Source organism: Nocardia sp. NRRL S-836 (assembly GCF_001279525.1).
Taxonomy (GTDB): domain Bacteria; phylum Actinomycetota; class Actinomycetes; order Mycobacteriales; family Pseudonocardiaceae; genus Lentzea.
This window is the reverse complement of sequence record NZ_LGDY01000014.1, coordinates 20,181-46,092: the sequence shown is the minus strand read 5'-3', so window position 1 is coordinate 46,092 and position 25,912 is coordinate 20,181. Positions and strand designations below refer to the sequence as shown.

The window sequence follows — 25,912 nt, the reverse complement described above, 5'->3', positions numbered from 1 at the left end:
TACGAACGTTAAGTACGCTCGTTTCTCGTGTCTCGATCGCTCCAGCAGAATGCGGTGGTGGAAGAGCCCGCCATCACACCAGTCGTCGCCGAGCTCGCCGAACGGTTCGCCACCGCCGGCAAGCGCCTCTACCTCGTCGGTGGCAGTGTGCGCGACGCCGTGCTGGGACGCCCGACGAACGACTTCGACTTCACCACCGACGCGCGCCCCGCCCAGATCCAGAAGATCCTCAGCGGCTGGTCCGACGCGCAGTGGGACACCGGCATCGCGTTCGGCACGGTCGGCGCGTCCAAGCAGGGCGAGATCATCGAGATCACGACGTTCCGCGCGGACGTCTACGACGGTGTCACCCGCAACCCCGAGGTCACGTTCGGCGACTCCATCGACGGCGACCTGGTCCGCCGCGACTTCACGGTCAACGCCATGGCGTTCGACGTGGCCGCGCGGCAGTTCGTCGACCCGACCGGTGGCCTCGCGGCCGTGCGGGCGGGGGTGCTGGACACGCCGGCGACCCCGCAGGAGTCGTTCGGCGACGACCCGCTGCGGATGCTGCGCGCGGCGCGGTTCGTCTCCCAGCTGGGCTTCACCGCGGCGCCCAGGGTGGTCGAGGCGATGCGGTCGATGGCAGGCGAGATCGCCCGCATCACGCCGGAGCGCGTGCAGGTCGAGCTCTCGAAGCTCCTGTGCGGCGCGCACCCGCGCCGCGGCATCGAGCTCATGGTCGGGACCGGTCTGGCGGACATCGTGCTGCCGGAGCTCACGGCCATGAAGCTGGAAATCGACGAACACCATCAGCACAAGGACGTCTTCGACCACTCGCTGGTTGTGCTGGAGCAGGCGATTGATCTCGAAGATGTGGATCAGTCACCTGACCTGGTGCTCCGGATCGCGGCGTTGCTGCACGACATCGGCAAACCGGCCACCAGGAAGTTCGAGCCCGGCGGCGGCGTCTCGTTCCACCACCACGAGGTCGTGGGCGCGAAGATGGTCCGCAAGCGCTTGCGGGCGTTGCGGTACTCGAAGGAGATCACCGAGGACGTCGCCAAGCTCGTCTACCTGCACCTGCGCTTCCACGGCTACGGCAACGGCGAGTGGACCGACTCGGCCGTGCGCAGGTACGTGACCGACGCCGGTGATCTGCTGACGCGGTTGCACAAGCTCGTCCGTGCCGACTGCACGACGCGCAACAAGCGCAAGGCGAACCTGCTGCGGCGGACGTACGACTCCCTGGAGGAGCGCATCGCGCGCATCGCGGCCGAGGAAGACCTCGCGCGCGTGCGGCCGGACCTCGACGGCAACGAGATCATGAAGCTGCTCGGCCTACCGCCGGGGCCGCAGGTCGGTGCCGCGTGGAAGTTCCTCAAGGAGCTGCGGCTGGACCGGGGACCGCTGGACCGCGACGAGGCCGAGGCGGCGTTGCTCGACTGGGCGCGTGAACAAGGTCTTACGCCTCCAAACGGGTGACTCATCGTGAGTGGATGAAATCCCCGCGTTAGCGATCTGACAGCGGTCACCGGCACCATGGGTAGTGCTCATGGGGGTGATGCAGATGTTCACTTGGGGACTTTCCGCAGGTCCGGTCGTGCACGACCTGGACGAGCTGACGGACGACCAGCGGGCCGTGCTGCGCTGTCTCGCACGCGGTCACGCCGACCACGAGATCGCGCGCGTGCTCGGTCTCGCACAACAGCGGGTGGCCGACGAGATCGCCGACATCCTGCGCAGGCTGGATCTACCCGATCGGGTGGCTGCGGTCGTCTTCGCGCACGAGACCGGCATGTTGCGCCTGCCGTTTCCGCGCTAGCAGGAGCAGGTAGGCGCCCAGTCCGGCCAGGTAGAGGCCGGCGGCGGTGATGATGAGAGCGGGCGAGCGCCCGTCCAGGGGGATCACCGTCGCCGTGAGGGACACCGCGGTGACCTGCGTGACGTTGAACAGGGTGTCGTAAAGGGCGAACACCCTGCCGCGCACCTCGTCGCCGACGTCGTGCTGCACCGCGGTGTCCACGCACAGCTTCACGACCTGACCTGCGAAGATGAGGAAGAAGCTGGCCGCGAGGATCGACGGCAACGTCATCGGCAGCCCCAGCCCGAGCTGGGCAACGGTGGTCAGCACGAGCGTGCCGCAGATCGTCTTCTTGATGCCGAACCGGTCGACGATCCGGTCGGTCAGCAGGCCCGCGAGCAGGATGCCGGCGCCACCGGCGACGGCGACCTCGCCGAGCCCGCCGATGCCCGCCTTGAGGATGCCGACGTCGTGGAGGGCGTAGCGCATCAGCAGCAGCGTGATGATGAGGTTCACGCCGAATGCGGCCCGGTGCGCCAGCAGCGCGGCCAGGCTGGCCGTGACGCTCGGCGTGCGCAGGGTGGCCCTCGCGCCGTCGAGCAGGCCGCGTGCGACGGCCCTGATGGCGTTGTGCGGCTCGTCGACCCGGTCCGGTCCGAGCCCACCGGCCTTGAACCGGCTGGCGATGAACGCGCTGAGCAGCATGCCGACCACGGCGATGCTGGTGGTCCAGCCCGAACCGCCGTCACCGGCGCCGAGCAGCGCGCGGAACCCGATCGCGCTCGCCGCGCCCACCACCGACATGACCGCGCCCGCGGTCGCCGCCAGCGCGTTCGCCTCGACCAGGTGGTCCGGCGGCACGACGTGCGGCAGCGCGGCGCTGAGCCCGGAGCCGACGAACCGGCCGATGCCCATGACGATGAGCGCGAAGACGTAGAGCGGCAGACCGGACAGGCCCGCCGCGACCGCGAGGGCTGTGAGCAGCACGAACGCGGCACGCAGCAGGTTCGCCGCGAGGATTACCTTCTTGCGGTCCCACCGGTCGAGCAGTGCACCCGCGAACGGTCCGACGAGCGAGTACGGCAGCAGGAGGACCGCGAACCCGGCGGCGATCTCGGCCGGGTGGGCCTGGCGCTCCGGGTTGAACAGCACCGCTCCGGCGAGCCCCGCCTGGAACAGGCCGTCACCCCACTGCGAGGCGAGACGGGTGACCAGCAGCCTGCGGTACTCCGGGATCCCGAGGAACCGGCGAGAGCCCCAGTGGTGCTTCCGCACCGCAGCCGTTGTCACCGTTGCACTCTATGCTCGCCTGCCCGGAAACCACGAAAGCCGGACCTCTCGGTCCGGCTCCCCTGGATCGGATGCCAGGTCGCCTCACGGCGCGATGCACTACGCGGCTCCAGCCGTACGGTATTCCGCGAAGGCGGTTGTCTGTTGAGCCCGGGGGACACAAAGACATCCGACAGTTAAGTCTAACGGGGCGCGGCCCTGAGTTGTTCCGGCGATCACGGATGATTTCATGGTGATGTGCGTCCCGATGCCGAGGTCGAGGCAGGCTCCCTGTTGGTGGCCGCCCCGAGCCTGACCGACCCGAACTTCACGCGCACGGTCGTCTACATCATCGACCAACGCCCTGAGGGAACCCTCGGCGTCGTGCTGAACCGCCCCTCCGAGGTGGCGGTGCTGGACGTGCTGCCGCCGTGGGGCACCCACGTGACACGGCCGCAGTGCATCTACGTCGGCGGCCCGGTCGAGCAGAAGACGGCGCTGTGCCTGGCGGCGTTGAAGGCCGGCACCGATCCGGGGAAGGTCGAGGGCCTGGTCGGCGTGCAGGGACCGGTGGCGCTGGTCGACCTCGACGCCGACCCCGAGGACCTGATGCCGCTGGTGCGCGGCATGCGGGTGTTCGCCGGGTACTCCGGCTGGGGCGAGGGCCAGCTGGCCGGTGAGATCGAGCGCGGCGACTGGATGGTCGTGACCGGCCTGGCCGACGACGTGCTGGTCGGCGCGAACGTCGACCTGTGGGGACGGGTGCTGCGGCGGCAGGGCATGCCGCTCGCGCTCCTGTCGACTTACCCGACCGACGTCCGCCAGAACTGATTCCAGCAGAACTGATTCACGTGAAACCTTCGGGTCTCAGATAATGGCGAGGTCTCAGAGACCGGCGAGGTCTCAGAGACCCGCGAGCGGCGAGCAACCGCCACCGCCGCAGGCGCAGCCACCGCAGCCCTTGGGCTTGACCGGCTCCGGCAGCGCCTCGGCCGCGCGGTGCCCCACCAGGCCACCGGCCACGGCGATCGCGAGCGCGCCGACCAGCCCGATGACGCCCGTGGTGACGGCCAGGTCCGCCATCGCGAACGAGATGGCACCCGACACGACGGCCACGACGCCGGCCGCGACGTTCGGCACCCCGGCCACGCGGTTGGCCAGCGCGAACGTCTCCTCGTCCCGCAGCGCCGCCGCCGTGCGCACCCCGACGAAGCGGTTGCGCCGCAGCTTGCCCTGCAGACCCAGCAGACCGACGGCGCCGAGAGCGACGCCGAGCACACCCAGGACGACCGACAGCACGATGTTCACCCCATGAGGGTAGGTGCTGCGTCGTGTGCACCGGAAAGTCACCCCGGCGTGGTGTGCCGCACGACACCGCCGAGTTCACCGTCCTTGCGGTGCGCTGATACCGTTGGCGACATGAGCACGGCCCGCCTGCTCCTTATCTAGCCGCGGCGACCTGATCGCAAGACGGTCGGCGCGGCAGCCCTCCATGCCCATCTGGGCTGGGGGGTTTCGTCATGTCAGGGGCAGGAACGATGTGAGAGGGACGCCTGGAATGAGCACGGACGCGGCGGAGATCCCCGCCTACCGCTACACCGCGGAGCTGGCGAACCAGATCGAGATGCGGTGGCAGCGGTACTGGGAGGAACACGGCACCTACCACGCGCCGAACCCCGTGGGCCCGCTCAAGGGTGACGTCCCGGACGACAAGCTGTTCGTGCAGGACATGTTCCCGTACCCGAGCGGCGCAGGCCTGCACGTCGGCCACCCGCTGGGCTTCATCGGCACGGACGTGTTCGCGCGGTACCACCGCATGAACGGCCGCAACGTGCTGCACACCATGGGCTTCGACGCGTTCGGCCTGCCGGCCGAGCAGTACGCGGTGAGGACGGGCCAGCACCCGCGCAAGACCACCGAAGACAACATGAACACCTACCTGCGGCAGATCCGCAGGCTGGGGCTGGGCCACGACGAGCGCCGCCGCATCGCGACGATCGACCCCGGCTACTACAAGTGGACGCAGTGGATCTTCCTGCAGATCTTCAACTCGTGGTACGACCCCGACGCGGGCAAGGCCCGTCCCATCGCCGAGCTGGTGGCGAGGTTCGAGTCCGGCGAGCAGGCCACACCGGACGGTCGCACGTGGTCTGAGCTGTCTTTTGCCGACCAGCAAAGGATCTTGAGCGATCACCGGCTGGCGTACTTGTCGGAGGCGCCCGTCAACTGGTGCCCGGGACTGGGTACTGTCTTGGCGAACGAAGAGGTCACCGCGGACGGTCGCAGTGAGCGTGGCAACTTCCCGGTGTTCAGGAAAAACCTGCGCCAGTGGATGATGCGCATCACCGCGTACTCGGACCGGCTGATCGACGACCTGGACCGGCTGGACTGGCCGGACAAGGTCAAGGCCATGCAGCGCAACTGGATCGGGCGCTCGCATGGTGCCCGTGTCCGATTTGCGGTGGGAGACGAGAACATTGAGGTCTTCACGACCCGTCCGGACACGTTGTTCGGCGCGACCTACGTCGTCCTGGCACCGGAACACGAGCTGGTGGACCAGGTTGCGGCGCCCGATCGCGTGGCAGACATCGAAGCGTACCGACGGTCTGCGTCCCTGAAGTCCGAACTGGACCGTCAGGAGAACAAGGAGAAGACCGGCGTCTTCATCGGGGCGTACGCCACGAACCCGGTGAACGGCCAGCAGATCCCCGTCTACATCGCCGACTACGTGCTGATGGGCTACGGCACCGGCGCGATCATGGCCGTGCCCGGCCAGGACCAGCGCGACTGGGACTTCGCGACGAAGTTCGACCTGCCGATCATCCGCACGGTCCAGCCGCCGGAGGGCTTCGAGGGCGAGGCGTTCACCGGTGAGGGCCCCGCGATCAACTCGGGCTTCCTGGACGGGATGCTGATCGACGAGGCCAAGAAGACGATCATCGGCTGGCTGGAGGAGAACGGCCACGGCCGCGGCACCGTCCAGTTCAAGCTGCGCGACTGGCTGTTCAGCCGCCAGCGCTACTGGGGCGAGCCGTTCCCGATCGTCTACGACGAGGACGGCACGGCGATCCCGCTGCCCGAGTCGATGCTGCCGATCGAGCTGCCCGACGTCGACGACTACTCGCCGCGCACCTTCGACCCGGAGGACGCGGACACCGAGCCGTCGCCGCCGCTGTCGCGCGCCACCGACTGGACGACCGTCGAGCTGGACCTGGGCGACGGGCCGAAGACCTACCGCCGCGACACGAACACCATGCCGAACTGGGCGGGTTCGTGCTGGTACCAGCTGCGCTACGTCGACCCGGTCGAGACCGAGCGGTTCGTCAACCCGGAGAACGAGAAGTACTGGCTGGGCCCGCGCACGGCCGAGCACGGCGCCAACGACCCCGGCGGCGTCGACCTGTACATCGGCGGCGTCGAGCACGCGGTGCTGCACCTGCTGTACTCGCGCTTCTGGCAGAAGGTGCTGTTCGATCTGGGCCACCTGTCCGGCGACGAGCCGTACCGCCGCCTGTTCAACCAGGGCTACATCCAGGCGTACGCGTACACCGACGCGCGCGGCGTCTACGTGCCCGCGGCCGAGGTCGTCGAGGAGAACGGCAAGTTCTTCCACAACGGCGAAGAGGTCAACCGCGAGTACGGGAAGATGGGCAAGAGCCTGAACAACGTCGTCACGCCGGACCAGATGTGCGAGGTCTACGGCGCTGACACCTTCCGGTTCTACGAGATGTCCATGGGCCCGATGGACGTCTCCCGCCCGTGGGCGACCAAGGACGTCGTCGGCGCCCAGCGGTTCCTGCAGCGCCTGTGGCGCAACCTGGTCGACGAGACCGACGGCTCGCTGCGCGTCACCGACGAGGAGCCGTCCGCGGACGCCTTGCGGCTGCTGCACAAGACGATCGCCGGCGTGCACGACGACTACGCCAACCTGCGCTACAACACGGCGGGCGCGAAGCTGATCGAGCTGAACAACTTCGTCACCAAGCACTACTCGGCCGGCACCCCGCGCGCACTGGCCGAGCCGATGGTGCTGATGCTGGCCCCGCAGGCCCCGCACGTGGCCGAGGAGCTGTGGACGAAGCTGGGCCACACCGGCTCGCTGGCCCACGGGCCGTTCCCGGCCGCGGACGAGAAGTACCTGGTCGAGGACACCGTCGAGTACCCGATCCAGGTCAACGGCAAGGTCCGCTCGCGGGTCGTCGTGGCCGCCTCCGCGTCGCAGGACGAGATCAAGGCGGCGGCACTGGCCGAGGAGAAGATCGCCGAACTGGTCGCCGGTGGCGAGCCGCGCAAGGTGATCGTCGTTCCCGGCCGCCTGGTGAACGTCGTCCTGTAGTCCGGCCGAGCCGGCGCTGTCCTGTGGCAGCGCCGGCTCCGCCAGCACCCTGGCGCTAGTCCTCGTCCGGGAAGCCGATGTCCGTCAGCAGCTGGTCGATCATGCTGTCGAACATCGGCTCCGGGTTCGTCACCGCGAACGGGAACCGGCCGAACACCTCCAGCGCCACGTGCCCGTACAGCCGCACCCACGACTGCACAACGTGGTAGATCTTCCCGAGGTTGAGCACGTCGTCGCCGACCGTCACCCCGTGCTCCCCGACCGCGTCGATCAGGACCTGCTGGAACCGCGCGAGGTCCTCGTGCAACGCCTCCGGCACCGGATCGTCCGCATGGGTGGCCACCAGGTTCGACGCGATCAGCCCACCCGCCAGCTGCAGGAACACCGACCCGAACTGGTCGGCGCCGAGCGGGTCGCGGGGTGAGGCGAACACCAGCGCGAACTCCTGCGGGTGCGCCAGCGCCCAGCGGCGGAAGCTGTGGCACACCGCCCGCACCTGGCACCCGACCTGCCCGGACGTGTCCGCGGCGAGGTCCGTGTGCAGGGTCGCCGCCATGTCCTGGCAGATGTCGTCGCAGAGCTGCCGCAGCAGCGCGTCGTGCGAGTCGTAGTACCGGTACAGCGCTGGCGCGGTGATGCCCAGTTCACGGGCGATCGCACGCAGAGTCACCGCGTCGCGGCCTCGTTCCACCAAAAGGGCACGGGCCGCCTGCCGAATTTCACGCTCGGTTTCCGCGCGCAGTCGTTCTCGGCGAGTGGCCTCGGTCATATGTCACTCCATCGGGTTGTAGACCCCGTTCGTGGCCCGTACGGTTTTTGGTGAACAGTGTTTACAGGATCCACGGTGATCACGGTATTCGCCCAGGAGGCCGCTGCAGATGTTCGCGAAATGGGGTTCGCTCGCATATCGGCGGCGCTGGGTGGTGCTGGTCGCGACCGTACTGCTCGCCGTCCTCGGCGGCGTGTGGGGACTGGGCGTGTTCGACAAGCTCAGCCAGGGTGGGTACGAGGCCCCCAGCAGTGAGGCCGCGCGTGCGGACAAGGTCGCCGAAGAGGCGTTCGGGCGCAAGAACGGTGACGTGATCGTCATCTACCGCGGCGACTTCGCGAACCCGCTGGAGCTCAAGAAGGTCGCCGACCACATCGGCGGCTTGCCCAAGGACGACGTGCTCGGCGTCGTCGGGCCCGTGCCGGCCGACGACAAGCAGCAGGCCCTCGTCGCGATCACGCTGACCAGCTCCGACTCCAACGAGCAGATCAAGCAGTTCGAGGAGATCGAGCCCCGGCTGGCCATCGACGGGTTCAGCCAGCAGGTCGGCGGTCTGGTGCCGACCCAGAAGGCCATCAACGACATGTCGCAGGCGGACCTCACGCGTGCCGAGATGTTCTCGCTGCCGCTGGTCCTGCTGCTGCTCGTGGTCATCTTCGGCGGTCTGGTCGCCGCGTCGCTGCCCGTGGTCGTCGGCGGGCTCGCGATCATGGGCGCGCTCGGCGTGCTGCACGTGATCGCCATCTACACCGAGGTCAACTCGTTCGCCGTCAACGTCGCCTCGCTGCTCGGCCTGGGCATGGCGATCGACTACGGGCTGTTCATGGTCGGCCGGTTCCGCGAGGAGCTGGCCGCGGGGCGCACCACCGAGCAGGCCGTCGGCCGCACGGTCGCGAGCGCGGGCCGCACGGTGCTGTTCAGCGCGACGTTGTTGGTCATCGCCCTCGCCGGGTTGCTGATCTTCCCTCACGGCTTCCTCAAGTCCCTCGCGTACGGCGGTGTGGCCGCCGTCGCGATCGCCGCCCTCGTCTCCCTCACGCTGCTGCCCGCCCTGCTGGGCGTGCTCGGTCACCGGGTCGACAAGCTCGCCATGCCGTGGCGCAAAAAGGAGCCGAGCGAACGCGGCTGGCGCAAGCTCAGCGGCAAGGTCATGAAGCGGCCGGTGCTGGTCGCGGTGCCGATCATCGGTGTGCTCGCCGCGCTGGGCGCGCCGTTCCTGGGCGTGCAGTTCGGCCAGGTCACCGAGAAGGTGCTGCCGGAGGGCAACACCGTCCGCGTGGCCACCGAGAACATCAACCAGAACTTCTCGGCGCTGTCCAACACCGGGTTCAAGGTCGTCGTCAAGGGTGGCGACCAGGCGGCCGTCCAGGAGTACCTGGGCAAGGTCAAGGACGTCTCGGGCGTCGGCGAGGTCCAGCCGCTCGGCCAGGGCAACGGCGTCACGGCCGTGTCCGCGGGCCTGGAGCAGGACGCTCTCAGCGACACCTCGAAGCAGGCGCTCAAGGACGTTCGCGCGCTGACCCCGCCCGCCGGTGCCGAGGTACTGGTCGGCGGCAACACCGCGATGGTCAGCGACTCGCTCGACGCCATCGCCGACGGCCTGCCGTTGATGATCGCGCTGCTCGTCGGCGCCACGCTGGTGCTGATGTTCCTGGCGTTCGGCTCGGTCGTGCTGCCGATCAAGGCCGTGGTGATGAGCGCGCTGTCGTTGTCGGCGACGTTCGGCGTGCTGGTCTGGGTCTTCCAGGAGGGCCACTTCGCCGACCTGCTCGGCGTCACGCCGGGGCCGCTGGAGTCCGGCATCGTCGTGCTGATGGCGGCGATCGTGTTCGGCCTGTCAACGGACTACGAGGTCTTCCTGCTCTCGCGGATGGTAGAGGCGCGCGGCAGCGGCGCGAGCACCGAGGAGGCGGTCACGACCGGCCTGGCCAAGACCGGCCGGGTGATCACCTCGGCCGCGCTGCTGCTGATCGTCGTGACCGGCGCGTTCGCGTTCTCGCAGGTCGCGATGATGCGGTTCGTCGGCGTCGGCATGATCCTCGCGCTGGCGCTGGACGCCACCGTGGTCCGCATGCTGCTCGTGCCCGCCGTGCTGAAGCTGCTCGGCAACGCCGCGTGGTGGGCGCCCGGCCCGCTCAAGCGGATCCAGGAGCGCCTCGCGCTTCACGACGAGCCGGCGGACGACCTGGACGAAGAGGTCAGGGTGCCGGCGGCGGTGGGCTGACCGGGCGAAAAGACGATCATGGCCGCGTCGAACTGGCGCGGCCTCGTCGTTTCCTCGAACGCGTTCGTGCGCATCTGATAGGTCGCCAGTACGGCGTTCGAGCTGTCCAGCACGGTCGTCGTCGTCCCGGTCGCGAGGAAAACCCTCCGGTCGCCGGGAGCGATGGCGACGCCGGGTGCGTTGAACGGCAAACGTTCGCGCACGGCCATGGTCGCCGCGTCGACGACCACGACCGAGCCTTCCTTCGGCAGCGCCACGTACACCGTCGCGCCGTCGGGGGTCACCGCGACGTTGCCCGCTCCGGTGCCGATGCCCACCGACCTCACGACCTGGTTCGTGGCCGTGTCGATCACCGTCAGCGTGCCCGGCGTCCTCTCCCCCAGCCGCATGCCGCTCACGTAGAGCCGTGACCCGTCCGGCGACAGCGCGAGGTGCTGCGGCAGGCCGCCGACGGGGATGGTCGAGGTCTGGAACGCGGTGGCCGTGTCGACCAGGCTGATCGTGCCGTCCTGCGCGTTCGCGACGTAGAGGACCCTGTTGTCCGGGTGCACCGCGAGGCCCTGCGGCTGCCCGCCGACCTTGATCGCGGCCACCACCCGGAACTCCCGCGGGTCGATCACCGCCACGCTGCCGCTCGCACTCACGTAGAGGCGCAGGCCGTCCGGGCGCATGGCCGCGTGCGAGAGCTGGACCTGCGTGAAGAGCCGGTTCCGCACCGCACCGGTGTGCGGGTCGACCTCGGTGACCGCGCCGGACCAGCCGTTGACCACGTAGAGGTGCTCGCCGTCCGGCGACACCGCCACACCCGTCGCACGGCCCGCGGTGTCGGCCTCGGTCAGCACGGCACCGCTGCCGGTGTCGACCACCTGGACGAGACCGGTCCTGCCGACCACGTACGCACGCGGAGCCGCTGTGCCGGACGGGGTGGGGACGAGGTCGTGCTGCTGGTCGGCACCCATCGCCGCGATGACCGCAGAGAGTGCCAAGACCGCGGCCACGAGGCGTGGCTTTGCCATGGCGCGAATGGGACCACTTCCGGGTGCTTTTGATCTACTTCCGTCACCCGGTAGCGGGAGATCTTTGCCCGGTCGTAGTACGAACGCCGCCCGCGACGGCGGTGCGGGCGGCGTTCGTCCCGTCAGTAGGAGTGCGGAGCCACCGGTGTGGATTCATGCGAGGCCGGGTTCTTCCGCGAAGCCACCAGTTTGGCGTAACGGGCACCGGCGGTGAGCAGCACCAGACCGGCGCCGAGGAACGCCAGCACCCGCGCGAACCCGTCCAGCGCGGACAGGTCGAACAGCAGCAGCTTCGCCACCGCCGCGGCGACCAGCACCAGGCCGCTGATCCGCAACGCGGTCACGTTGATGCCCTTGAGCAGCAGGAACAGCGCGGCGACCGTCCACGACACGGTGACGATCGAGTGCCCGAACAGGAACCCGGTCTCGTCCGGCGACACCAGCAGCGCACCGCAGATCACGAGCCCCGCCGCGCCGTAGAGCACCACCAGCCCGGACAGCACCCAGGCGAACGGGTTCTCCGAGGGCCGCCGCAGCACGTTCATCTTCTGCGCCGCCCACGGCACGGCCACGGCGAACGCGGCCAGCACCAGCGCCGTGACCATGCCCGCGGCGTAGTCGCCGGACGAGGCCGGCCGGTACCGCGGCTCGTCCAGCAGCCACGTGATCGGCACCGCCTGCGTGACCGCCATCAGGAACCCGACCACGCCGAACGCGATCGAGCCGACCAGCGCGCTCTTCTTGCCCAGCCGGGCCGCGAGGAACGCCAGCAGGATGGCCTCGGCCAGCACGACCGCCGCGCGCACGTTGCCGTCGAGCGCGACCACGGTGGTCTGGAACAACGCGAGCATGCCGGTCGCACCGGCCGCCGTGGTGAACGCCCTGGGCAGGTCGGGGACCATCCAGATCGCCAGCAGCACCGCGGCCACCGCGCCGGCCAGCACCGACGCGGCGGTCCGCTCCAGCAGCGTGGTCGCGAACAGCGAGGGCAGCGCCGAACCGGAGACCAGCGCGATCGCGACGATGTCAGCGGGCCGCTTCCAGATGGTCAGCAGTGCGACCGCGAGGCCGACGACCGTGGTCGCCCCGGCGATCGCGACGACGGTCCACTCGAAGCCGGTGGGGATGGTGGTCGCGGTGGCGAGCAGCGACGCGATGATCGGCGGGAATCCACCGGCGATCGCGAGGCCCGGCCAGTTGCGCCTGACGTGCACCGGCGTGCTGGCTGTCTTCAGCACCAGCAGGAAGCCGACCAGCAGCACCGTGAAGCCCTCGGTGATGATCGGCGAGCAGACGGCACAGGCTGCGACGACGCCGACTGCAAGCGTTTGCGAGTCCCACCGCAGCGCCAGCACGACACCGGCGGCCGCGACCACGAGACCGACGACCAGGCCGGCGGCCGGCGGCAGGTACCCGTAGAGGCTCGTGGCGGCGATGACGTCGAGGTAGAGGCCCGCGAAACCGGTCGCCGCGAGCGCGAACGCCCCGGTGCGGCCGGCCGGGTTGCGGTGCAGCCACAGGCCGATGCCGATCATCGCGGAGCTGAGCACCGCACCGCCGATCACGCGCGGCAGCGGGCCGAGCCAGCCGCGCTGGATGGCCAGGACCATCAGCATGACCAGGCCGAGCACGGTGATCGCGCCACCGACCCAGGCCAGCAGCTTCGAGCCGGCGCCGTCCTTGCCCAGCTTCTCGAACAACGTCTCACGCGGCGGCAACGGCTGCTGCCACTGCTGCTGCGGCTGGTAACGCGGGGGCCCCGCGTGCCCCTGGGGGAAACCCGGGGCTCCCGCGTGGCCCTGCGGCGGCGGGAACGGCGCGGCTTGCTGGGACCAAGGGTTCGGCGGGGCCGGGTGCTGGGGGGCCTGGTGTTGGGGGGCCGGGTGCTGGGGTGCGGGTGCCTGCGGTGGAACGGCGGTCACCTGCGGCGGGACGACGGGCTCCCGTTCGAGCGGACGCGACTGCGGCCGTTCGGTCTCCGGTGGTGCGGTCGCGACCGAGGAGGTCTGCTGCTCCCGCATTTCGGCGCTGAGCGTCGTCAGCCGCTGGCCGATCGCGGCGAGCTCCAACGCGAGGCGCTGCTCGTACCCGAGGCGATCCTGTCCGTCCATGGTCCAAGGGTGAGGCAGCACACGCCCGGTGACATCCGTACACCTACTCACCCGGCTTGACTGGACAGGTGTGTAATCGATTAACTACCGCCTCGTGACGACCATGAAGGACGTCGCGCAGCACGCAGGCGTCTCCACGGCCACCGTGTCGCGCGTGCTCAACGGCCATGCCGCGCCGACGCCGGAGACCCGTGAGCGCGTGCTCGCCGCGATCGAGGAGCTCGGCTACCGGCCCAACGCCCTGGCGCGATCCCTCAGGACCACCAGCACCCAGACCCTCGGTCTGGTCATCAGCGATCTGCTGAACCCCTTCTTCGCCGAGATCGCGCGAGCGGTCGAGGACGAAGCCCGGTCACACGGCTACTGCGTCGTGATCGGGAACGCCGACGAGAGCGCCGAGCAGGAGGCCACCTACGTGCGCACCCTGCTCGACCGCCGGGTGGACGGCCTCCTGCTGTGCCCCGCGACCGATGACCCCGCCCTGGTTCGCGAAGTGAGCGCAGGCGGCGTTCCGCTCGTCCTGCTCGACCGGACGGTCAGGGGCGCTACATGCCCGGTCGTCCGCGCCGACGGCAGCGAGGCATTGACCGCGCTCGCCCGGCGGCTCGTCGGCGCCGGCCACACCCGCATCGGCGTGATCGCGGGTCCGCCGGACACCTCCACCGGGAGAGAACGCAGCACCGTGTTCACCGGTGCACTGGGCGGCCTCGCGCAGGTCGTGCACGGCGACTTCCGGCAGGAGAGCGGCAGCCAGGCCGCCGCGAAGCTCCTCGACGACGGCGCCACGGCACTGGTCGCGATGGACAACCTGATGGGCCTGGGCGCGCTGGCTCAGATCAGGGCCCGCGGCCTGCGCATCCCGCACGACATCGCGCTCGCGGTGTTCGACGACCAGCCGTGGTTCCCGCTGCTCGACCCGCCGATCACCGTCATCGCGCAACCGACGGTGGAGATGGGCAGGGCCGCCGCGCGCAGCCTGCTCGCCCTGATCAACGGCCAGCAGCCCGACGACGTCCGGCTCACCGCGAAGCTCGTGCTGCGCGGCTCGCTCGGGGAGGCCGAGCTGTGAAGACCCTCATCACCGCCCGCGGGATCACCAAGCACTTCGGTGCCACCAAGGCGCTGGACGGTGTCGACCTCGACATCAACGCCGGCGAGGTGCACGTCCTGCTCGGCGAGAACGGCGCCGGCAAGTCCACGCTGGTCAAGGTGCTCGCCGGCATCCACGGCCACGACGCGGGCACGATCGTGGGCAGGACCAGCCTCGCCGTGATCCACCAGGAGCTCGCGCTCGTCCCCGAGCTGAGCGTCGCCGAGAACCTGTTCCTCAACCGGTTGCCGCGCAGGTTCGGCCTGGTCGACCGCGCCGAGATGCGCCGCAGGGCGCCGCGGCTGCTGGAACGGGTCGGGCTCGACGTCGACCCGGACGCGCGGGTCAAGGACCTCGGCATCGCCCAGCAGCAGATGATCGAGATCGCCCGCGCGCTCGACAAGGACGCCGGCGTGCTGATCCTCGACGAGCCCACCGCGGTGCTCACCGACACCGAGACCGACCGGTTGCTGCAGATCATGGCCCAGCTGCGCGGCAACGGCGTCGGCCTCGTCTTCATCACCCACCACCTCGACGAGATCCAGCGGATCGCCGACCGGATCACGATCCTGCGCGACGGCCGGTCCGTCGGGGTCCTGGGCCCGAAGGCCACCACCCGGCACATGATCGAGCTGATGGTCGGCCGCCCGATCGACGAGCAGTACCCGCGGGCCCGGCAGCGCCCGGGACAGCCGTTGCTCCGCATCTCCGGCCTGACCAGGCGCGGTGTCTTCGCCGACGTCGACATCGAGGTGCACGCGGGCGAGGTCGTGGGCGTCGCCGGTCTGGTCGGCGCCGGTCGCACGGAGGTCGCACGGGCCGCGTTCGGCGTGGACGACTACGACGCCGGAACCGTCGTGGTCGACGGGAAACCGCTGCCGCGCCACGACGTCCAGGCCGCGATCAGGGCGGGGCTCGGCCTCGTGCCGGAGGACCGCAAGGGCCAGGGCCTGGTGCTCACCGCGACCGTCGGCGCGAACCTCGAACTGGTCACGCTGACCAACCGCGACCAGGAGCGGCTCCACGACATCGCGGGCAAGCTCCGCATCAAGGGCCGCGTCGACCAGCCCGTGAAGGAGCTGTCGGGCGGCAACCAGCAGAAGGTCGTCATCGGCAAGTGGCTGCTGGCCGACCCGAAGGTGCTGATCCTCGACGAGCCCACGCGCGGTGTCGACGTGGGCGCGAAGGTCGAGATCTACGAGCTCATCAACCGCATGACCGCCGCCGGACGAGCCGTGCTGCTCGTGTCCAGCGACCTGCCCGAGGTGATCGGGATGAGCGACCGCGTCGTCGTGATGGCACACGGCCGGGTGGCCGGTGAGCTGCCGAAGGGCGCGACCCAAGACCAGGTGATGGCACTCGCCGTGCAGGAGATCTCCGCATGACCACGATCAGCAGCCGCAAGTTCGCACCGAAGAGGTACCTGGCGGAGAACGGGGCGCTGGCCGGGCTGCTCGTGCTCGCCGTGGTGATCGCGGTGCTGCAGCCGGCGTTCCTCAACGCGCAGAACCTGCTCAACGTCGGCGTGCAGGCCGCCGTCATCGCGATCATGGCGTTCGGCATGACGTTCGTCGTCGTGGCGGGCGGCATCGACCTGTCGGTGGGCAGCATCGCCGCGCTCGCCGCGATGGTGGGCGCGTTGACCGCGGGGCCGGTCGGCCTGGTCGTCGGCGCGCTGTGCGGGCTCGTCAACGGCGCGTTGATCAGCTACGGCAAGCTGCCGCCGTTCATCGCGACGCTCGCGATGCTCAGCGTGGCCCGCGGTCTCACGCTGGTGTTCTCCGAGGGCCAGCCGCACGAGACCGACGCGCTGGTGACGTTCCTCGGCTCGAACCTCACGCCGTCGCTGCCGTTGCCGCTGCTGCTGATGCTGCTGTTCTTCGGCGTCACCGGCCTGGTCCTCACGCGCACCAACCTCGGCCGCCGCATGTACGCGATCGGCGGCAACGAGGAGGCCGCGAAGCTCAGCGGCATCGACGTGCGCAGGCAGAAGCTCTGGATCTACGCGCTGTCCGGCCTGTTCGCCGCCGCCGCGGGCCTCGTGCTCGCCGGCCGCCTCGGGTCCGCCGGTCCGCAGGCGGCGGTCGGCTACGAGCTCGACGCCATCGCCGCGGTCGTGATCGGTGGTGCGTCGCTGTCCGGTGGTGTCGGCCGCGCCACCGGGACGCTGGTCGGCGCGCTCGTGCTCGCCGTCCTGCGCAACGGCCTCAACCTGCTGCAGGTCCCGCCGTTCTGGCAGCAGGTCGTCATCGGCGCGGTGATCGCACTCGCCGCGTTGCTCGACTCACTCCGCCGTCGCTGAGAAATCCCGCAACAGGTAAGGAACACACCAATGAAGGTGACCCGACGGATCGCGCTGACCCTCGGTGCCGCTGCGCTGCTGGCGTCCGGGTGCAGTGGAACCGGGGCGTCCGGGGGCCAGATCACCATCGGCCTCGCTGTGTCCACCCTGAACAACCCGTTCTTCGTGGAGCTGCAGCAGGGTGCGCAGGCGATGGCGGACAAGCTCGGCGCCAAGCTGACCGTGGTCGACGCGCAGAACGACGCGACGAACCAGGTCAACCAGGTGCAGACGCTGGTGACGCAGGGCGTCAAGGCGATCATCCTGAACCCGGTCGACTCCAAGCAGTCCGCGCCGGCCGCCAAGGCCGCCGAGACGGCGAACATCCCGCTGATCTCGGTCGACCGCGCCGTCGACGGCAAGGTCGCGGCCGAGGTCGCCTCGAACAACGTGCAGGGCGGCAGCCTCGCGGCCATCGAGCTCGGCCGCGCCGCCTCCGGCGAGGTCGCGCACCTCAAGGGCATCTCCGGCGCGTCGGCCTCCCGTGACCGCGGTCAGGGCTTCGAGCAGGGCCTGAACAGCGGCAACATCAAGGTCGTCGCCACCGCCGTGGCCGACTTCGACCGGGCCAAGGGCCTCAACGAGACCACGAACCTGTTGCAGGGCAACCCGAACATCAAGGGCATCTTCGCCGAGAACGACGAGATGGCGCTCGGCGCGATCAAGGCGCTCGGCGCCCGTGCCGGCAAGGACGTCATGGTCGTCGGCTTCGACGGCACGCCCGACGGCCTGAAGGCGATCCAGGACGGCACCCTCTTCGCCACGGTCGCGCAGCAGCCCAAGGCACTGGGCGAGAAGGCCGTCGAGCAGGCCGTGCACGCCGCCAAGGGCGAGGCGGTCCAGCAGGTCGTCGACGTCGAGGTGAAGGTCATCACGAAGCAGAACGTGGCAGAGTTCCTCAAGTGACGAACTCCCTGCTTGTCCTCGGGTCCGCCAACGCCGACCTCGTCGTCGAGGTCGGCAGGCGGCCCGCCGGCGGTGAGACCGTGCTCGGCGGCGACACCGTCGTGCTGCCCGGCGGCAAGGGCGCGAACACCGCCGTTGCCGCCGCTCGCGTCGGTGCGTCCGTCGCGCTCGTCGGTGCGCTGGGCGACGACGGGTACGGCACCCTGCTGCGCGAGTCGCTGGAGTCGTCGGGGGTCGGCACCGCGCTGGTGAAGACCTCCCCCCGCCCCACCGGCATCGCGTACATCACCGTGACGCCGGACGGCGAGAACTCCATCGTCGTGTCACCCGGCGCCAACCAGGACGTGACACCGTCCGACGTGGACGCCCTGTCGTTCGACGGCGTGCGCGTGCTGACGTGCTCGCTGGAGGTGCCGCTGGAGACCGTCGGCCACGCGATCGAGGTGGCGGCACGGGCCGGTGTGCGGACCGTGCTGAACCTGTCGCCGGTCGCCCCGATGCCGGCGGCCACGCTCGGGCAGCTGAGCGTGCTGATCGTCAACGAGCACGAGGCCGCGCAGCTCGCGCCGACGTGGCAGGACCTGCTGGACCTCGGTCCCGAGGCCGCGATCGTGACGCTCGGGTCGCGCGGCGTCGCCGTGGTCGCTGCTTCCGGAACGGTCGAGGTGCCCGCGGTCGAGGTGGCCGAGGTCGTGGACACGACCGGTGCCGGTGACGCGTTCGCCGGTGCGCTGTCCGCCCGGCTCGCCGCCGGTGACCCGCTGCCCGACGCCGCGCGCTACGCCGTGAAGGTCGCGGCCCTGTCCGTCACGAAGTCCGGCGCGCAGCCCTCGTACCCGACCGAGGCCGAGGTCAGCGCCCTCGCGGGGTGACGTTCCGCGTTAAGTCCCCGTGACGTGCGTGGCGGCGTTCCGCACTCTTCGACTCGATTGGTCACACTGAGGTGTCCTCGGGTTCCTGGTGAAGGGTATGGTCTAGACCATGTCGAGCGCGCGGCTGAGCGGTGTCGGTGTCAGCAGCGGCCGGGCTTCCGGCCCCGTGGTGAGGGTCGCGGAAGCCTTGCCGGAACCTCCGTCGGGCCCACGACCTGCGGATACAAAGGACGAGGCGTCCCGGATCCGCCCGGCGACCGAGGTCGTCGCGCAGCGCCTGATGGAGCGCGCGAAGACGGTCGAGGGCGACGCCCGCGCCGTGCTGGAGACGACCGCCGCCATGGCGGGCGACCCGGCCCTGATCAAGTCCGCCGAGAAGCTGGTCGTCGAGGAGTCGCTGCCCGCGGCCCGCGCGGTGCACCAGGCCGCCCAGAAGTTCGTGACCGCGTTGCAGGCGGCCGGTGGCTACATGGCCGAACGCGCCCGCGACGTCCAGGACGTCCGCGACCGCGTGGTGGCCGAGCTGCTCGGCCTGCCCGCGCCCGGCGTACCCGACCTGGCGACGCCGTCCGTGCTGGTGGCGCGCGACCTCGCGCCCGCCGACACCGCGGGGCTCGACCCGTCGAAGGTGCTCGCCCTGGTCACCGAGGAGGGCGGCCCCACCTCGCACACCGCGATCCTCGCCCGTTCGCTCGGCATCCCCGCCGTCGTCGCGTGCCGCGGCGTGCTCGCGCTGGACGTCGCCGGGCTTGAGGTCGACGGCTACACCGGCTCGGTGCGCGAGTCGGACGGCAAGGTCCGTGCGGCCGGCACCGGTCAGAAGGCCGTGTGGAACGGCGTCGGCGTGCTGAAGGACGGCCACCGCGTGAAGGTCCTCGGCAACGTCGGCTCCCCCGCCGACGCCGCCGCGGCCGCCGCCGCCGGTGCCGAGGGCGTCGGGCTCTTCCGCACCGAGTTCTGCTTCCTCGACGCCGCGGAGGAACCGTCCGTTGCCGATCAGACCGCTGCTTACGCTGCTGTTCTGGCGCCGTTCAAGGGCAAACCGGTCGTCGTGCGCACCCTGGACGCCGGTGCCGACAAGCCGCTGGCGTTTCTGAACCCCGACCCCGAGCCCAACCCGGCACTGGGCGTCCGTGGCCTGCGCGTCGCCTTCGACCGCCCCGAGGTCCTCGACCGGCAGCTCGAAGCCATCGCCGCCGCGGCCGCCTCCTCCGGCGCCGACGTCTCCGTGATGGCACCGATGGTCGCCACCGCCGCCGAAGCCGCGTGGTTCGTCGAACGCGCCCGCAACGCCGGAATCGCCCGCGCAGGCGTGATGGTCGAGGTCCCGTCGGCCGCGCTGTCGGCCCGCGAGATCCTCCAGGTCGTCGACTTCATCTCCATCGGCACCAACGACCTCGCCCAGTACGTCTTCGCCGCCGACCGCCAGCTCGGCGGTGTCGCCGCGCTGAACGACCCCTGGCAGCCCGCGCTCCTCCGGCTGATCGCCCAGGTCGGCGAGGCGGCCACGGCAGCCGACAAGCCCGTCGGCGTCTGCGGCGAGGCGGCCGCCGACCCGCTGCTGGCGTGCGTGCTCATCGGCATGGGCGTGACCTCGCTGTCGATGAACCACACCGCCCTGTCGGACGTCGGCGCGAAGCTCGCCACCTCCAGCATGGACATCTGCCAGCTCGCCGCCCGCGGCGCACTGGCCGCCGCCGAGCCCGCGTCCGCCAAGCTCGCCGCCCGCGCCCCGCACTAGCCGATCGCTCGCACGACCGGGGGCGGTGACCCCGCTCTCGGTCCGTGACGACCCCGCCGTCTCGGCGATCACCGGATCGTGTGACAACGCCCGGTCGCGGTCATGGCGTTTGAGTCCCATGACCGACTGGATCACCAAGAACGGCAAACGGATCCCGCTCAACACCGGCGGCAAGAAGAGCGCCGGCGTGGTGGTGGCCGGTGCGCTGGCGTTGAGCGTCGCCGCGGGTACCGGCTCGATCTCCGTCGGAGGTCTCGGCGCGGGTTCGGCGGAGCTGGGTTCGGCCGAGGTGGGCTCCGGTGGGTCGGCACGCCTCGGTCCGCGCAAGGCCGAAGGGCAGAAGGCCGCGCGTAAAGGCGACACGCAGGCTGCCTGGCAGCGCATGGGGATGCGGCAGCTCAAGCGCACCGCCCGGCAGCAGGCCGAGTGCGTGGCGGTGTCGTTCGGCGAGGTGCGCGACTTCTTCACCCGCAACCGCTGCACCTCGCTGGAACGCGTGCTGTTCGCGGTCACCGACGGCGCGGGGAACGTCGCGGTGGTCTCGGTCGTGTGGGTGGGCCTCGCGTCCACCGGCGACGCCCGCGCGTTCGAGTCCGTCATGAAGCGGCAGGGCAGCGGTGACATCCACCCGCTCGGCGCTGCCGTGCTCGGCCTGGCCGACATCCGCTTCACCGGCCTGCGCTACGGCAGCGACCGCACGGGCAAGCGGGTGACCATCGCCGAAGCCGAGACCGCCACCGGCCAGGTCGACCACGACACCCTCGACGCACTCGCCGAGGTCGCCGCCCACCTGCCGCCGGTCTAGCCCGCCGCTGTTAGCCGCTGCCCTGGCTCGGCGCCGCTCGCCGCCGGTCTAGCCCGCCGCCCGTTGCAGCTCCCCGAGCACCGTCTGCACCAGCGGGTGCTCCTCGCTGCCCCGCCGCACCGCCGCCACCACCCGCCGCAACGGCGCCACCCCGGCGACCGGCACCCCGGCGATGGCGTTGCGCGGCGCCAGCGCCACCCCCGCGCCTGCCGCCACCAGGGCCTCGATCGCACGGAAGTCGTCGGACGTGTGCCGGATGCGCGGCGCGAACCCGGCTTGCGCGCACGCCATCTCCACCACGTCCCGCAGCGGGTTGCCGGGCAGCGTCACCACCCAGTCCTCGTCGGCGAGCGCCGCCAGGTCCACCGGCCCGGTCAGCGGGTGGCCCGGTGGCAGCACCACGTCGAACGGCTCGGTGTAGAGCGGGAAGCACGTGAACCGCTCGGTCGTGCGGTGTTCCTCGGTGATCGCCACGTCGATCTCGCCGTCCAGCAGCAACCGCACGCTCTCGTGCCCCTCGGCGTCGCGCACGGACAGGTCGATGGACCGTTCCCGCAGCGCCGCCAGCGCGGGTGCCACCACCTGCGTGATCGCCGAGGCGAACGCCGCCACCGCCACCCGGCCGGCCGACCCGTCGGCGAGGGCGTCCAGCGTGGCCTGGGCGCGTTCCAGCTCCGCGGCGACGACGTGGGCGTGCGCCACGAGCAGCTCGCCGGCCGGGGTCAGCGACACGCGGCGGCCGTAGCGGCGCAGCAGCGGGTGACCCGCCTCCGACTCCAGCGCCGCGAGCTGCTGCGACACCGCCGACGGCGTGAGGTGCAGTGCGGCGGCAGCGGCCGTCACGGTGCCGTGGTCGGCCAGGGCTCGCAGCACCCGGAGCCGGCGAGGATCAATCACCGCACCATGATGAAGGGCGTGTCCGGTTCGCCGTTGACCAGCACGTCGGCCGGCACCTGCGGGGCGTCGTGGGTCGTGCCGACGAGGCTGTAGTCCTCGGACTCGACCACCGCGCCCGCGGGCAGGCCGTGTTCCGCGGCGGTGAGGACGGTGCGGACGGAGATGGCCTGGGCCGTCTCCTGGTCGACGACCAGCTGGGTCTCCAGGTGGGTGAACTGCCCGGCGGGCGGTGCGGCCACGGCGAGGCCCACGCCGTTGTCCCGCACGCCGTCGAGGGTCCTGAGCAGCGACAACGCCGCTCGGCGCTGGTCGAGCCGCAACGGTGCCGCCGTCATGGCCATCGCCAGCCGCGCGTGCACGTACGGGGAGCCGCCGTCCGCCGACCTCAGCACCGCGCGCAGCTCGGCGGGGTCGGACGGCAGCCGGTCCCGTTCGGTGAACGGCCACTGGACGTGCACCGGTCCGAACGGCCCGTCGGTGCTCTCGCGGGCCGACGCGCGAACCGGGCCGACCCGCACCGCCCGCGCCGTGCCGACCTCGGGCACCTGCGCCGGCGATCCGGCCGCCAGCCACCTGGTCAGGTCCGCCTCCGAACGCCAGCCCATGTGGCCGTTCGCCCTGACCACGACCTTGCGCCGGTCCGCGAGCCAGTAGGCGGTGTCGGTGCGCAGTTCGAGCACGTAGGGGTCCGCGGTCGTGCCGACGACGGTCAGGGCCGACGACGCGACCTGCACGTGCCACCACTCGCCGGGTCCCGCTGGCGACTGCGACCGGTCGGACGGCAGGAGCGTGAGCAGCAGCAGCGCCACGACGCCGACCGCAGCCAGTGCCGGTGCGAGCCGCCGGAACGTCGCCTGGTCGCGCCGCGCGCCCGGTGGCTGCGGGCGGGGCAGCGTGAGGATCTGGGCGAGGTCGCGTTCCATCCGCTCGTGGTCGACCGCGGGGGTGGGCGGCTTGGCCCGGCCCAGGTCCTTCAGCACGTCTCCCATGACTACCTCGAGTACTCGAACGCCGGTGTGGAGAGAGCCGTGCGCAGCCGGCGCCGGGCGCGGTGCAGCCGCACGAAGAACGTCGCCGTCGAGCAGCCGAGCACCGTGGCGGCCTCCGCCGCCGTCAGGCCGTGCCAGGCGACGAGCGTCAGCACCTCCTGGTCGGCCTCCGCCAGGCTCGCCAGCGCGGCGCGGATCTCGACCACCTGCACGAAGTCGTCGCCGACCGGCACGTCGACCAGCTCCTCGTGCGTGGCCTGCCTGCGGGCCGCGCGGACGAGGTTGCGGGTGATGCCGAGCAGCCACGGCAGCGCGGGCACGGGCATCTCGTCGAGCTTGCGCCAGGCGATCGTGAAGGTCTCGCTGGTGATGTCCTCCCCCAGCCGAGGACCCGCGTGGCTCGCCGCATAGGCGAGCACCCGCGGGTAGCACTCGCGGTACACCGCGCAGAAGGCCTCCACGATCGCCCCTTCCCCCTGTAGAGGTAGTGCGGCGAACGTGGAGATTCTTACTGCGATGTGATCCAGTTCACATCTTGGCGCGGGCGGCGACGAACGCGTCGACGGCCCGGTTCACGTCCTCGGTCGAGTGCGCGGCCGACATCTGCGTGCGGATGCGCGCCTTGCCGTGCGGCACCACGGGGTAGGAGAACCCGATGACGTAGATGCCCTGCTCCAGCAGCAGGTCCGCCAGGCGACCGGCCTCGGCGGCGTCGCCGATCATCACCGGGATGATCGGGTGCTCGCCGGGCAGCAGGTCGAAGCCCTCCTCGGTCATCCGGCGCCGGAACAGCTCGGTGTTCGACCGCAGCTGGGTGAGCAGCTCGGTGGACGACGACAGCAGGTCCAGCGCGGCGATCGCGGCGGCCGTGATCGACGGCGCGAGGGAGTTGGAGAACAGGTACGGCCGCGACCGCTGGCGCAGCAGCTCGACGATCTCCGCGCGGCCGGACGTGTAGCCGCCGGAGGCACCGCCCAGCGCCTTGCCGAGCGTGCCGGTCACGATGTCGACCCGGTCCTGCACGCCGAACAGCTCCGGCGTGCCGCGGCCGGTCGGACCGGTGAAGCCCACGGCGTGCGAGTCGTCGACCATGACCAGCGCGTTGTACCGCTCGGCCAGGTCGCAGATCTCGTCCAGCGGCGCGAGGTAGCCGTCCATCGAGAACACGCCGTCGGTCGCGATGAGCCGGTAGCGCGCGTCGGACGCGTCCTTGAGCTGGCGCTCCAGGTCGTCCATGTCGCGGTTCTTGTAGCGGTAGCGCCGCGCCTTCGACAGCCGCACGCCGTCGATGATCGACGCGTGGTTCAGCTCGTCGGAGATGATCGCGTCCTCGGCGCCGAGCAGCGTCTCGAACAGGCCGCCGTTCGCGTCGAAGCACGAGCTGTAGAGGATCGTGTCCTCGGTGCCGAGGAACGCCGAGAGCTTGCTCTCCAGCTCCTTGTGCGGCTCCTGGGTGCCGCAGATGAACCGCACCGAGGCCATGCCGAAGCCCCACTCGTCCAGCGCGGACTTCGCGGCCTCGACCAGCCGCGGGTGGTCGGCGAGCCCGAGGTAGTTGTTGGCGCAGAAGTTCAGCACCTCGTCACCGGAACCGACGCGGACGGCGGCGTTCTGCGGTGTCGCGATCACGCGCTCGGCCTTGTAGAGCCCGGCCTCCCTGATCTCCTCGATCGTCCTGCGGAGGTCGTTCTTCAGCTCGCCGTACATCAGGCTCCCGTCCAGTCGAGGATGACCTTGCCGCACTTGCCCTCACGCGCGGTGGCGAACGCCTCCGCGTGCCGGGTGTGGTCGTACCGGTGCGTGATCACCGGTGCGAGGTCGAGGCCGCGTTGCAGCAGCACGGTCATCGAGTACCAGGTCTCGAACATCTCCCGGCCGTAGATCCCCTTGATGTGCAGCATCTTCAGCACGACGCTGCTCCAGTCGACGGGGAACTCCTCCGCGGGCAGCCCGAGCATCGCGATGCGGCCGCCGTGCGCCATGTTCGCGATCATGTCCCGCATGGCCACCGGCTTGCCGGACATCTCCATGCCGACGTCGAAGCCCTCGGCCATGCCGAGCTCGGCCTGCGCGTCGGCGATCGTCTTCTCCGCCACGTTCACCGCGAGGTCGACGCCGACCTTGCGGGCCAGGTCCAGGCGGTGCTCGCTGATGTCGGTGATCACGACGTTGCGCGCGCCGGCGTGCTTGGCGACCGCGGCGGCCATGATCCCGATCGGACCGGCGCCCGTGATGATCACGTCCTCGCCGATCACCGGGAAGCTCAGCGCGGTGTGCACGGCGTTGCCGAACGGGTCGAAGATCGCGGCCACGTCCAGGTCGACGGGCGTGCGGTGCACCCACGCGTTCTGCTCGGGCAGCACGACGTACTGCGCGAACGCGCCGTTGGAGTGCACGCCCAGACCACGCGTGTTGGCGCACAGGTGACGGCGGCCGGCCTTGCAGTTGCGGCACGTCCCGCACACCAGGTGGCCCTCGCCGCTGACCAGGTCACCGACGTTGACGCCGGTCACGGAGCCGCCGATCTCGACGACCTCGCCGACGAACTCGTGCCCGAGGACCAGCGGCGCCTTGATGTTGGTGGCCGCCCAGTCGTCCCACGAGTCGATGTGCAGGTCGGTGCCGCAGATGCCGGTGCGCAGCACCTTCACGACCACGTCCGAAGGACCCGGTGTCGGGTCGGGGACGTCGGTCAGTTCCAGGCCAGGCCCAGCGGCGACCTTGACGAGAGCCTTCATGCGGGAAGTCTCACCCTTTGCTGCT

General features: G+C 70.6%; 22 protein-coding genes. 12 read left to right on the top strand and 10 right to left on the bottom strand.

The window, feature by feature from the left end:
• Positions 1 to 27: 27 nt before the first annotated feature.
• Positions 28 to 1,464 (top strand): CCA tRNA nucleotidyltransferase, encoded by a 1,437-nt coding sequence (locus tag ADL03_RS04255; protein ID WP_053732046.1) that lies wholly within the window; start codon positions 28 to 30, stop codon positions 1,462 to 1,464.
• Between the two features lie 85 nt (positions 1,465 to 1,549).
• Entirely contained in the window at positions 1,550 to 1,804 is a 255-nt protein-coding gene (locus tag ADL03_RS45020) for a LuxR C-terminal-related transcriptional regulator (protein ID WP_197288069.1), read from the top strand.
• Here ADL03_RS45020 and ADL03_RS04250 read toward each other — a convergent pair.
• On the bottom strand, positions 1,733 to 3,073 hold the full coding sequence (locus tag ADL03_RS04250) for an MFS transporter (RefSeq protein ID WP_082372869.1): 1,341 nt from the start codon (positions 3,071 to 3,073) through the stop codon (positions 1,733 to 1,735). The two genes, ADL03_RS45020 and ADL03_RS04250, sit on opposite strands and share 72 nt — an antisense overlap.
• Before the next feature lie 237 nt (positions 3,074 to 3,310).
• Between ADL03_RS04250 and ADL03_RS04245 the strand changes: the two genes are divergently transcribed.
• Complete coding sequence (locus ADL03_RS04245; RefSeq protein WP_053732045.1) at positions 3,311 to 3,883, top strand: YqgE/AlgH family protein; 573 nt, start codon at positions 3,311 to 3,313, stop codon at positions 3,881 to 3,883.
• A gap of 72 nt (positions 3,884 to 3,955) precedes the next feature.
• On the opposite strand, the gene ADL03_RS04240 is transcribed toward ADL03_RS04245, so the two are convergent.
• Positions 3,956 to 4,360: an SdpI family protein gene (locus ADL03_RS04240; protein WP_197288068.1), complete on the bottom strand. Its 405-nt coding sequence runs from the start codon at positions 4,358 to 4,360 to the stop codon at positions 3,956 to 3,958.
• 250 nt (positions 4,361 to 4,610) lie between these two features.
• Between ADL03_RS04240 and leuS the strand changes: the two genes are divergently transcribed.
• A complete protein-coding gene (leuS, locus tag ADL03_RS04235) occupies positions 4,611 to 7,388 on the top strand; it encodes a leucine--tRNA ligase (protein ID WP_053732044.1) in 2,778 nt (925 codons plus the stop codon).
• Positions 7,389 to 7,443: 55 nt separating this feature from the next.
• On the opposite strand, the gene ADL03_RS04230 is transcribed toward leuS, so the two are convergent.
• Positions 7,444 to 8,157 (bottom strand): TetR/AcrR family transcriptional regulator, encoded by a 714-nt coding sequence (locus tag ADL03_RS04230; RefSeq protein ID WP_053732043.1) that lies wholly within the window; start codon positions 8,155 to 8,157, stop codon positions 7,444 to 7,446.
• 109 nt (positions 8,158 to 8,266) lie between these two features.
• On the opposite strand from ADL03_RS04230, the gene ADL03_RS04225 reads away from it, so the two are divergent.
• Positions 8,267 to 10,381 (top strand): MMPL family transporter, encoded by a 2,115-nt coding sequence (locus tag ADL03_RS04225; RefSeq protein WP_053732042.1) that lies wholly within the window; start codon positions 8,267 to 8,269, stop codon positions 10,379 to 10,381.
• Here ADL03_RS04225 and ADL03_RS04220 read toward each other — a convergent pair.
• Positions 10,321 to 11,397: a hypothetical protein gene (locus ADL03_RS04220; protein WP_082372868.1), complete on the bottom strand. Its 1,077-nt coding sequence runs from the start codon at positions 11,395 to 11,397 to the stop codon at positions 10,321 to 10,323. The two genes, ADL03_RS04225 and ADL03_RS04220, sit on opposite strands and share 61 nt — an antisense overlap.
• Positions 11,398 to 11,519: 122 nt before the next feature.
• The gene (locus ADL03_RS04215; RefSeq protein WP_053732040.1) at positions 11,520 to 13,508 is read right to left on the bottom strand and encodes a DUF2339 domain-containing protein; all 1,989 of its coding nucleotides are present in this window, start codon (positions 13,506 to 13,508) and stop codon (positions 11,520 to 11,522) included.
• A gap of 103 nt (positions 13,509 to 13,611) precedes the next feature.
• Here ADL03_RS04215 and ADL03_RS04210 point away from each other — a divergent pair, with 103 nt between their 5' ends.
• From ADL03_RS04210 to ADL03_RS04180, 7 genes are all read left to right on the top strand, one after another.
• Positions 13,612 to 14,577 (top strand): LacI family DNA-binding transcriptional regulator, encoded by a 966-nt coding sequence (locus ADL03_RS04210; RefSeq protein WP_231641516.1) that lies wholly within the window; start codon positions 13,612 to 13,614, stop codon positions 14,575 to 14,577.
• A complete protein-coding gene (locus ADL03_RS04205; protein WP_053732038.1) occupies positions 14,574 to 15,983 on the top strand; it encodes a sugar ABC transporter ATP-binding protein in 1,410 nt (469 codons plus the stop codon). The genes ADL03_RS04210 and ADL03_RS04205 overlap by 4 nt, the downstream gene beginning before the upstream one ends.
• Positions 15,980 to 16,900 (top strand): ABC transporter permease, encoded by a 921-nt coding sequence (locus tag ADL03_RS48090; RefSeq protein ID WP_053732037.1) that lies wholly within the window; start codon positions 15,980 to 15,982, stop codon positions 16,898 to 16,900. The genes ADL03_RS04205 and ADL03_RS48090 overlap by 4 nt, the downstream gene beginning before the upstream one ends.
• Positions 16,901 to 16,930: 30 nt before the next feature.
• Positions 16,931 to 17,845 carry a substrate-binding domain-containing protein gene (locus ADL03_RS48085; protein ID WP_053732036.1) on the top strand — a complete coding sequence of 305 codons (915 nt, stop codon included), beginning with the start codon at positions 16,931 to 16,933 and terminating at the stop codon, positions 17,843 to 17,845.
• Complete coding sequence (locus ADL03_RS04190; protein ID WP_053732035.1) at positions 17,842 to 18,717, top strand: ribokinase; 876 nt, start codon at positions 17,842 to 17,844, stop codon at positions 18,715 to 18,717. The genes ADL03_RS48085 and ADL03_RS04190 overlap by 4 nt, the downstream gene beginning before the upstream one ends.
• A gap of 109 nt (positions 18,718 to 18,826) precedes the next feature.
• Positions 18,827 to 20,458, top strand: coding sequence for a phosphoenolpyruvate--protein phosphotransferase (gene ptsP / locus ADL03_RS04185; RefSeq protein ID WP_053732034.1), 1,632 nt, complete (start codon positions 18,827 to 18,829; stop codon positions 20,456 to 20,458).
• A 118-nt stretch (positions 20,459 to 20,576) separates the two neighbouring features.
• Positions 20,577 to 21,263, top strand: coding sequence for a hypothetical protein (locus tag ADL03_RS04180; RefSeq protein ID WP_053732033.1), 687 nt, complete (start codon positions 20,577 to 20,579; stop codon positions 21,261 to 21,263).
• 48 nt (positions 21,264 to 21,311) lie between these two features.
• Here ADL03_RS04180 and ADL03_RS04175 read toward each other — a convergent pair whose 3' ends face one another.
• The 5 genes from ADL03_RS04175 to tdh form a co-directional block, all read right to left on the bottom strand.
• A complete protein-coding gene (locus tag ADL03_RS04175; protein ID WP_053732032.1) occupies positions 21,312 to 22,160 on the bottom strand; it encodes a LysR family transcriptional regulator in 849 nt (282 codons plus the stop codon).
• Complete coding sequence (locus tag ADL03_RS04170) at positions 22,157 to 23,149, bottom strand: hypothetical protein (RefSeq protein WP_053732031.1); 993 nt, start codon at positions 23,147 to 23,149, stop codon at positions 22,157 to 22,159. The genes ADL03_RS04175 and ADL03_RS04170 overlap by 4 nt, the downstream gene beginning before the upstream one ends.
• Before the next feature lie 2 nt (positions 23,150 to 23,151).
• Entirely contained in the window at positions 23,152 to 23,610 is a 459-nt protein-coding gene (locus tag ADL03_RS04165; protein WP_053732030.1) for an RNA polymerase sigma factor, read from the bottom strand.
• 67 nt (positions 23,611 to 23,677) lie between these two features.
• Complete coding sequence (locus ADL03_RS04160; protein WP_053732029.1) at positions 23,678 to 24,856, bottom strand: glycine C-acetyltransferase; 1,179 nt, start codon at positions 24,854 to 24,856, stop codon at positions 23,678 to 23,680.
• Positions 24,856 to 25,887 carry an L-threonine 3-dehydrogenase gene (gene tdh / locus ADL03_RS04155; protein ID WP_053732028.1) on the bottom strand — a complete coding sequence of 344 codons (1,032 nt, stop codon included), beginning with the start codon at positions 25,885 to 25,887 and terminating at the stop codon, positions 24,856 to 24,858. Before tdh ends, ADL03_RS04160 begins: the two co-directional genes overlap by 1 nt.
• Positions 25,888 to 25,912 lie beyond the last annotated feature (25 nt).

What these genes read in the sequence shown, in the direction of transcription:
- ADL03_RS48090 (WP_053732037.1), top strand. Translation starts at nt 15,980, where the DNA reads ATGACCACGATCAGCAGCCGCAAGTTCGCACCGAAGAGGTACCTGGCG.
- ADL03_RS45020 (WP_197288069.1), top strand. Translation starts at nt 1,550, where the DNA reads ATGTTCACTTGGGGACTTTCCGCAGGTCCGGTCGTGCACGACCTGGAC.
- ADL03_RS04215 (WP_053732040.1), bottom strand. Translation starts at nt 13,508, where the DNA reads ATGGACGGACAGGATCGCCTCGGGTACGAGCAGCGCCTCGCGTTGGAG.
- ADL03_RS04220 (WP_082372868.1), bottom strand. Translation starts at nt 11,397, where the DNA reads ATGGCAAAGCCACGCCTCGTGGCCGCGGTCTTGGCACTCTCTGCGGTC.
- ptsP (WP_053732034.1), top strand. Translation starts at nt 18,827, where the DNA reads ATGTCGAGCGCGCGGCTGAGCGGTGTCGGTGTCAGCAGCGGCCGGGCT.
- ADL03_RS04225 (WP_053732042.1), top strand. Translation starts at nt 8,267, where the DNA reads ATGTTCGCGAAATGGGGTTCGCTCGCATATCGGCGGCGCTGGGTGGTG.
- ADL03_RS04170 (WP_053732031.1), bottom strand. Translation starts at nt 23,149, where the DNA reads ATGGGAGACGTGCTGAAGGACCTGGGCCGGGCCAAGCCGCCCACCCCC.
- ADL03_RS04230 (WP_053732043.1), bottom strand. Translation starts at nt 8,157, where the DNA reads ATGACCGAGGCCACTCGCCGAGAACGACTGCGCGCGGAAACCGAGCGT.
- ADL03_RS04210 (WP_231641516.1), top strand. Translation starts at nt 13,612, where the DNA reads ATGAAGGACGTCGCGCAGCACGCAGGCGTCTCCACGGCCACCGTGTCG.
- ADL03_RS04160 (WP_053732029.1), bottom strand. Translation starts at nt 24,856, where the DNA reads ATGTACGGCGAGCTGAAGAACGACCTCCGCAGGACGATCGAGGAGATC.
- leuS (WP_053732044.1), top strand. Translation starts at nt 4,611, where the DNA reads ATGAGCACGGACGCGGCGGAGATCCCCGCCTACCGCTACACCGCGGAG.
- ADL03_RS04180 (WP_053732033.1), top strand. Translation starts at nt 20,577, where the DNA reads ATGACCGACTGGATCACCAAGAACGGCAAACGGATCCCGCTCAACACC.
- tdh (WP_053732028.1), bottom strand. Translation starts at nt 25,887, where the DNA reads ATGAAGGCTCTCGTCAAGGTCGCCGCTGGGCCTGGCCTGGAACTGACC.
- ADL03_RS48085 (WP_053732036.1), top strand. Translation starts at nt 16,931, where the DNA reads ATGAAGGTGACCCGACGGATCGCGCTGACCCTCGGTGCCGCTGCGCTG.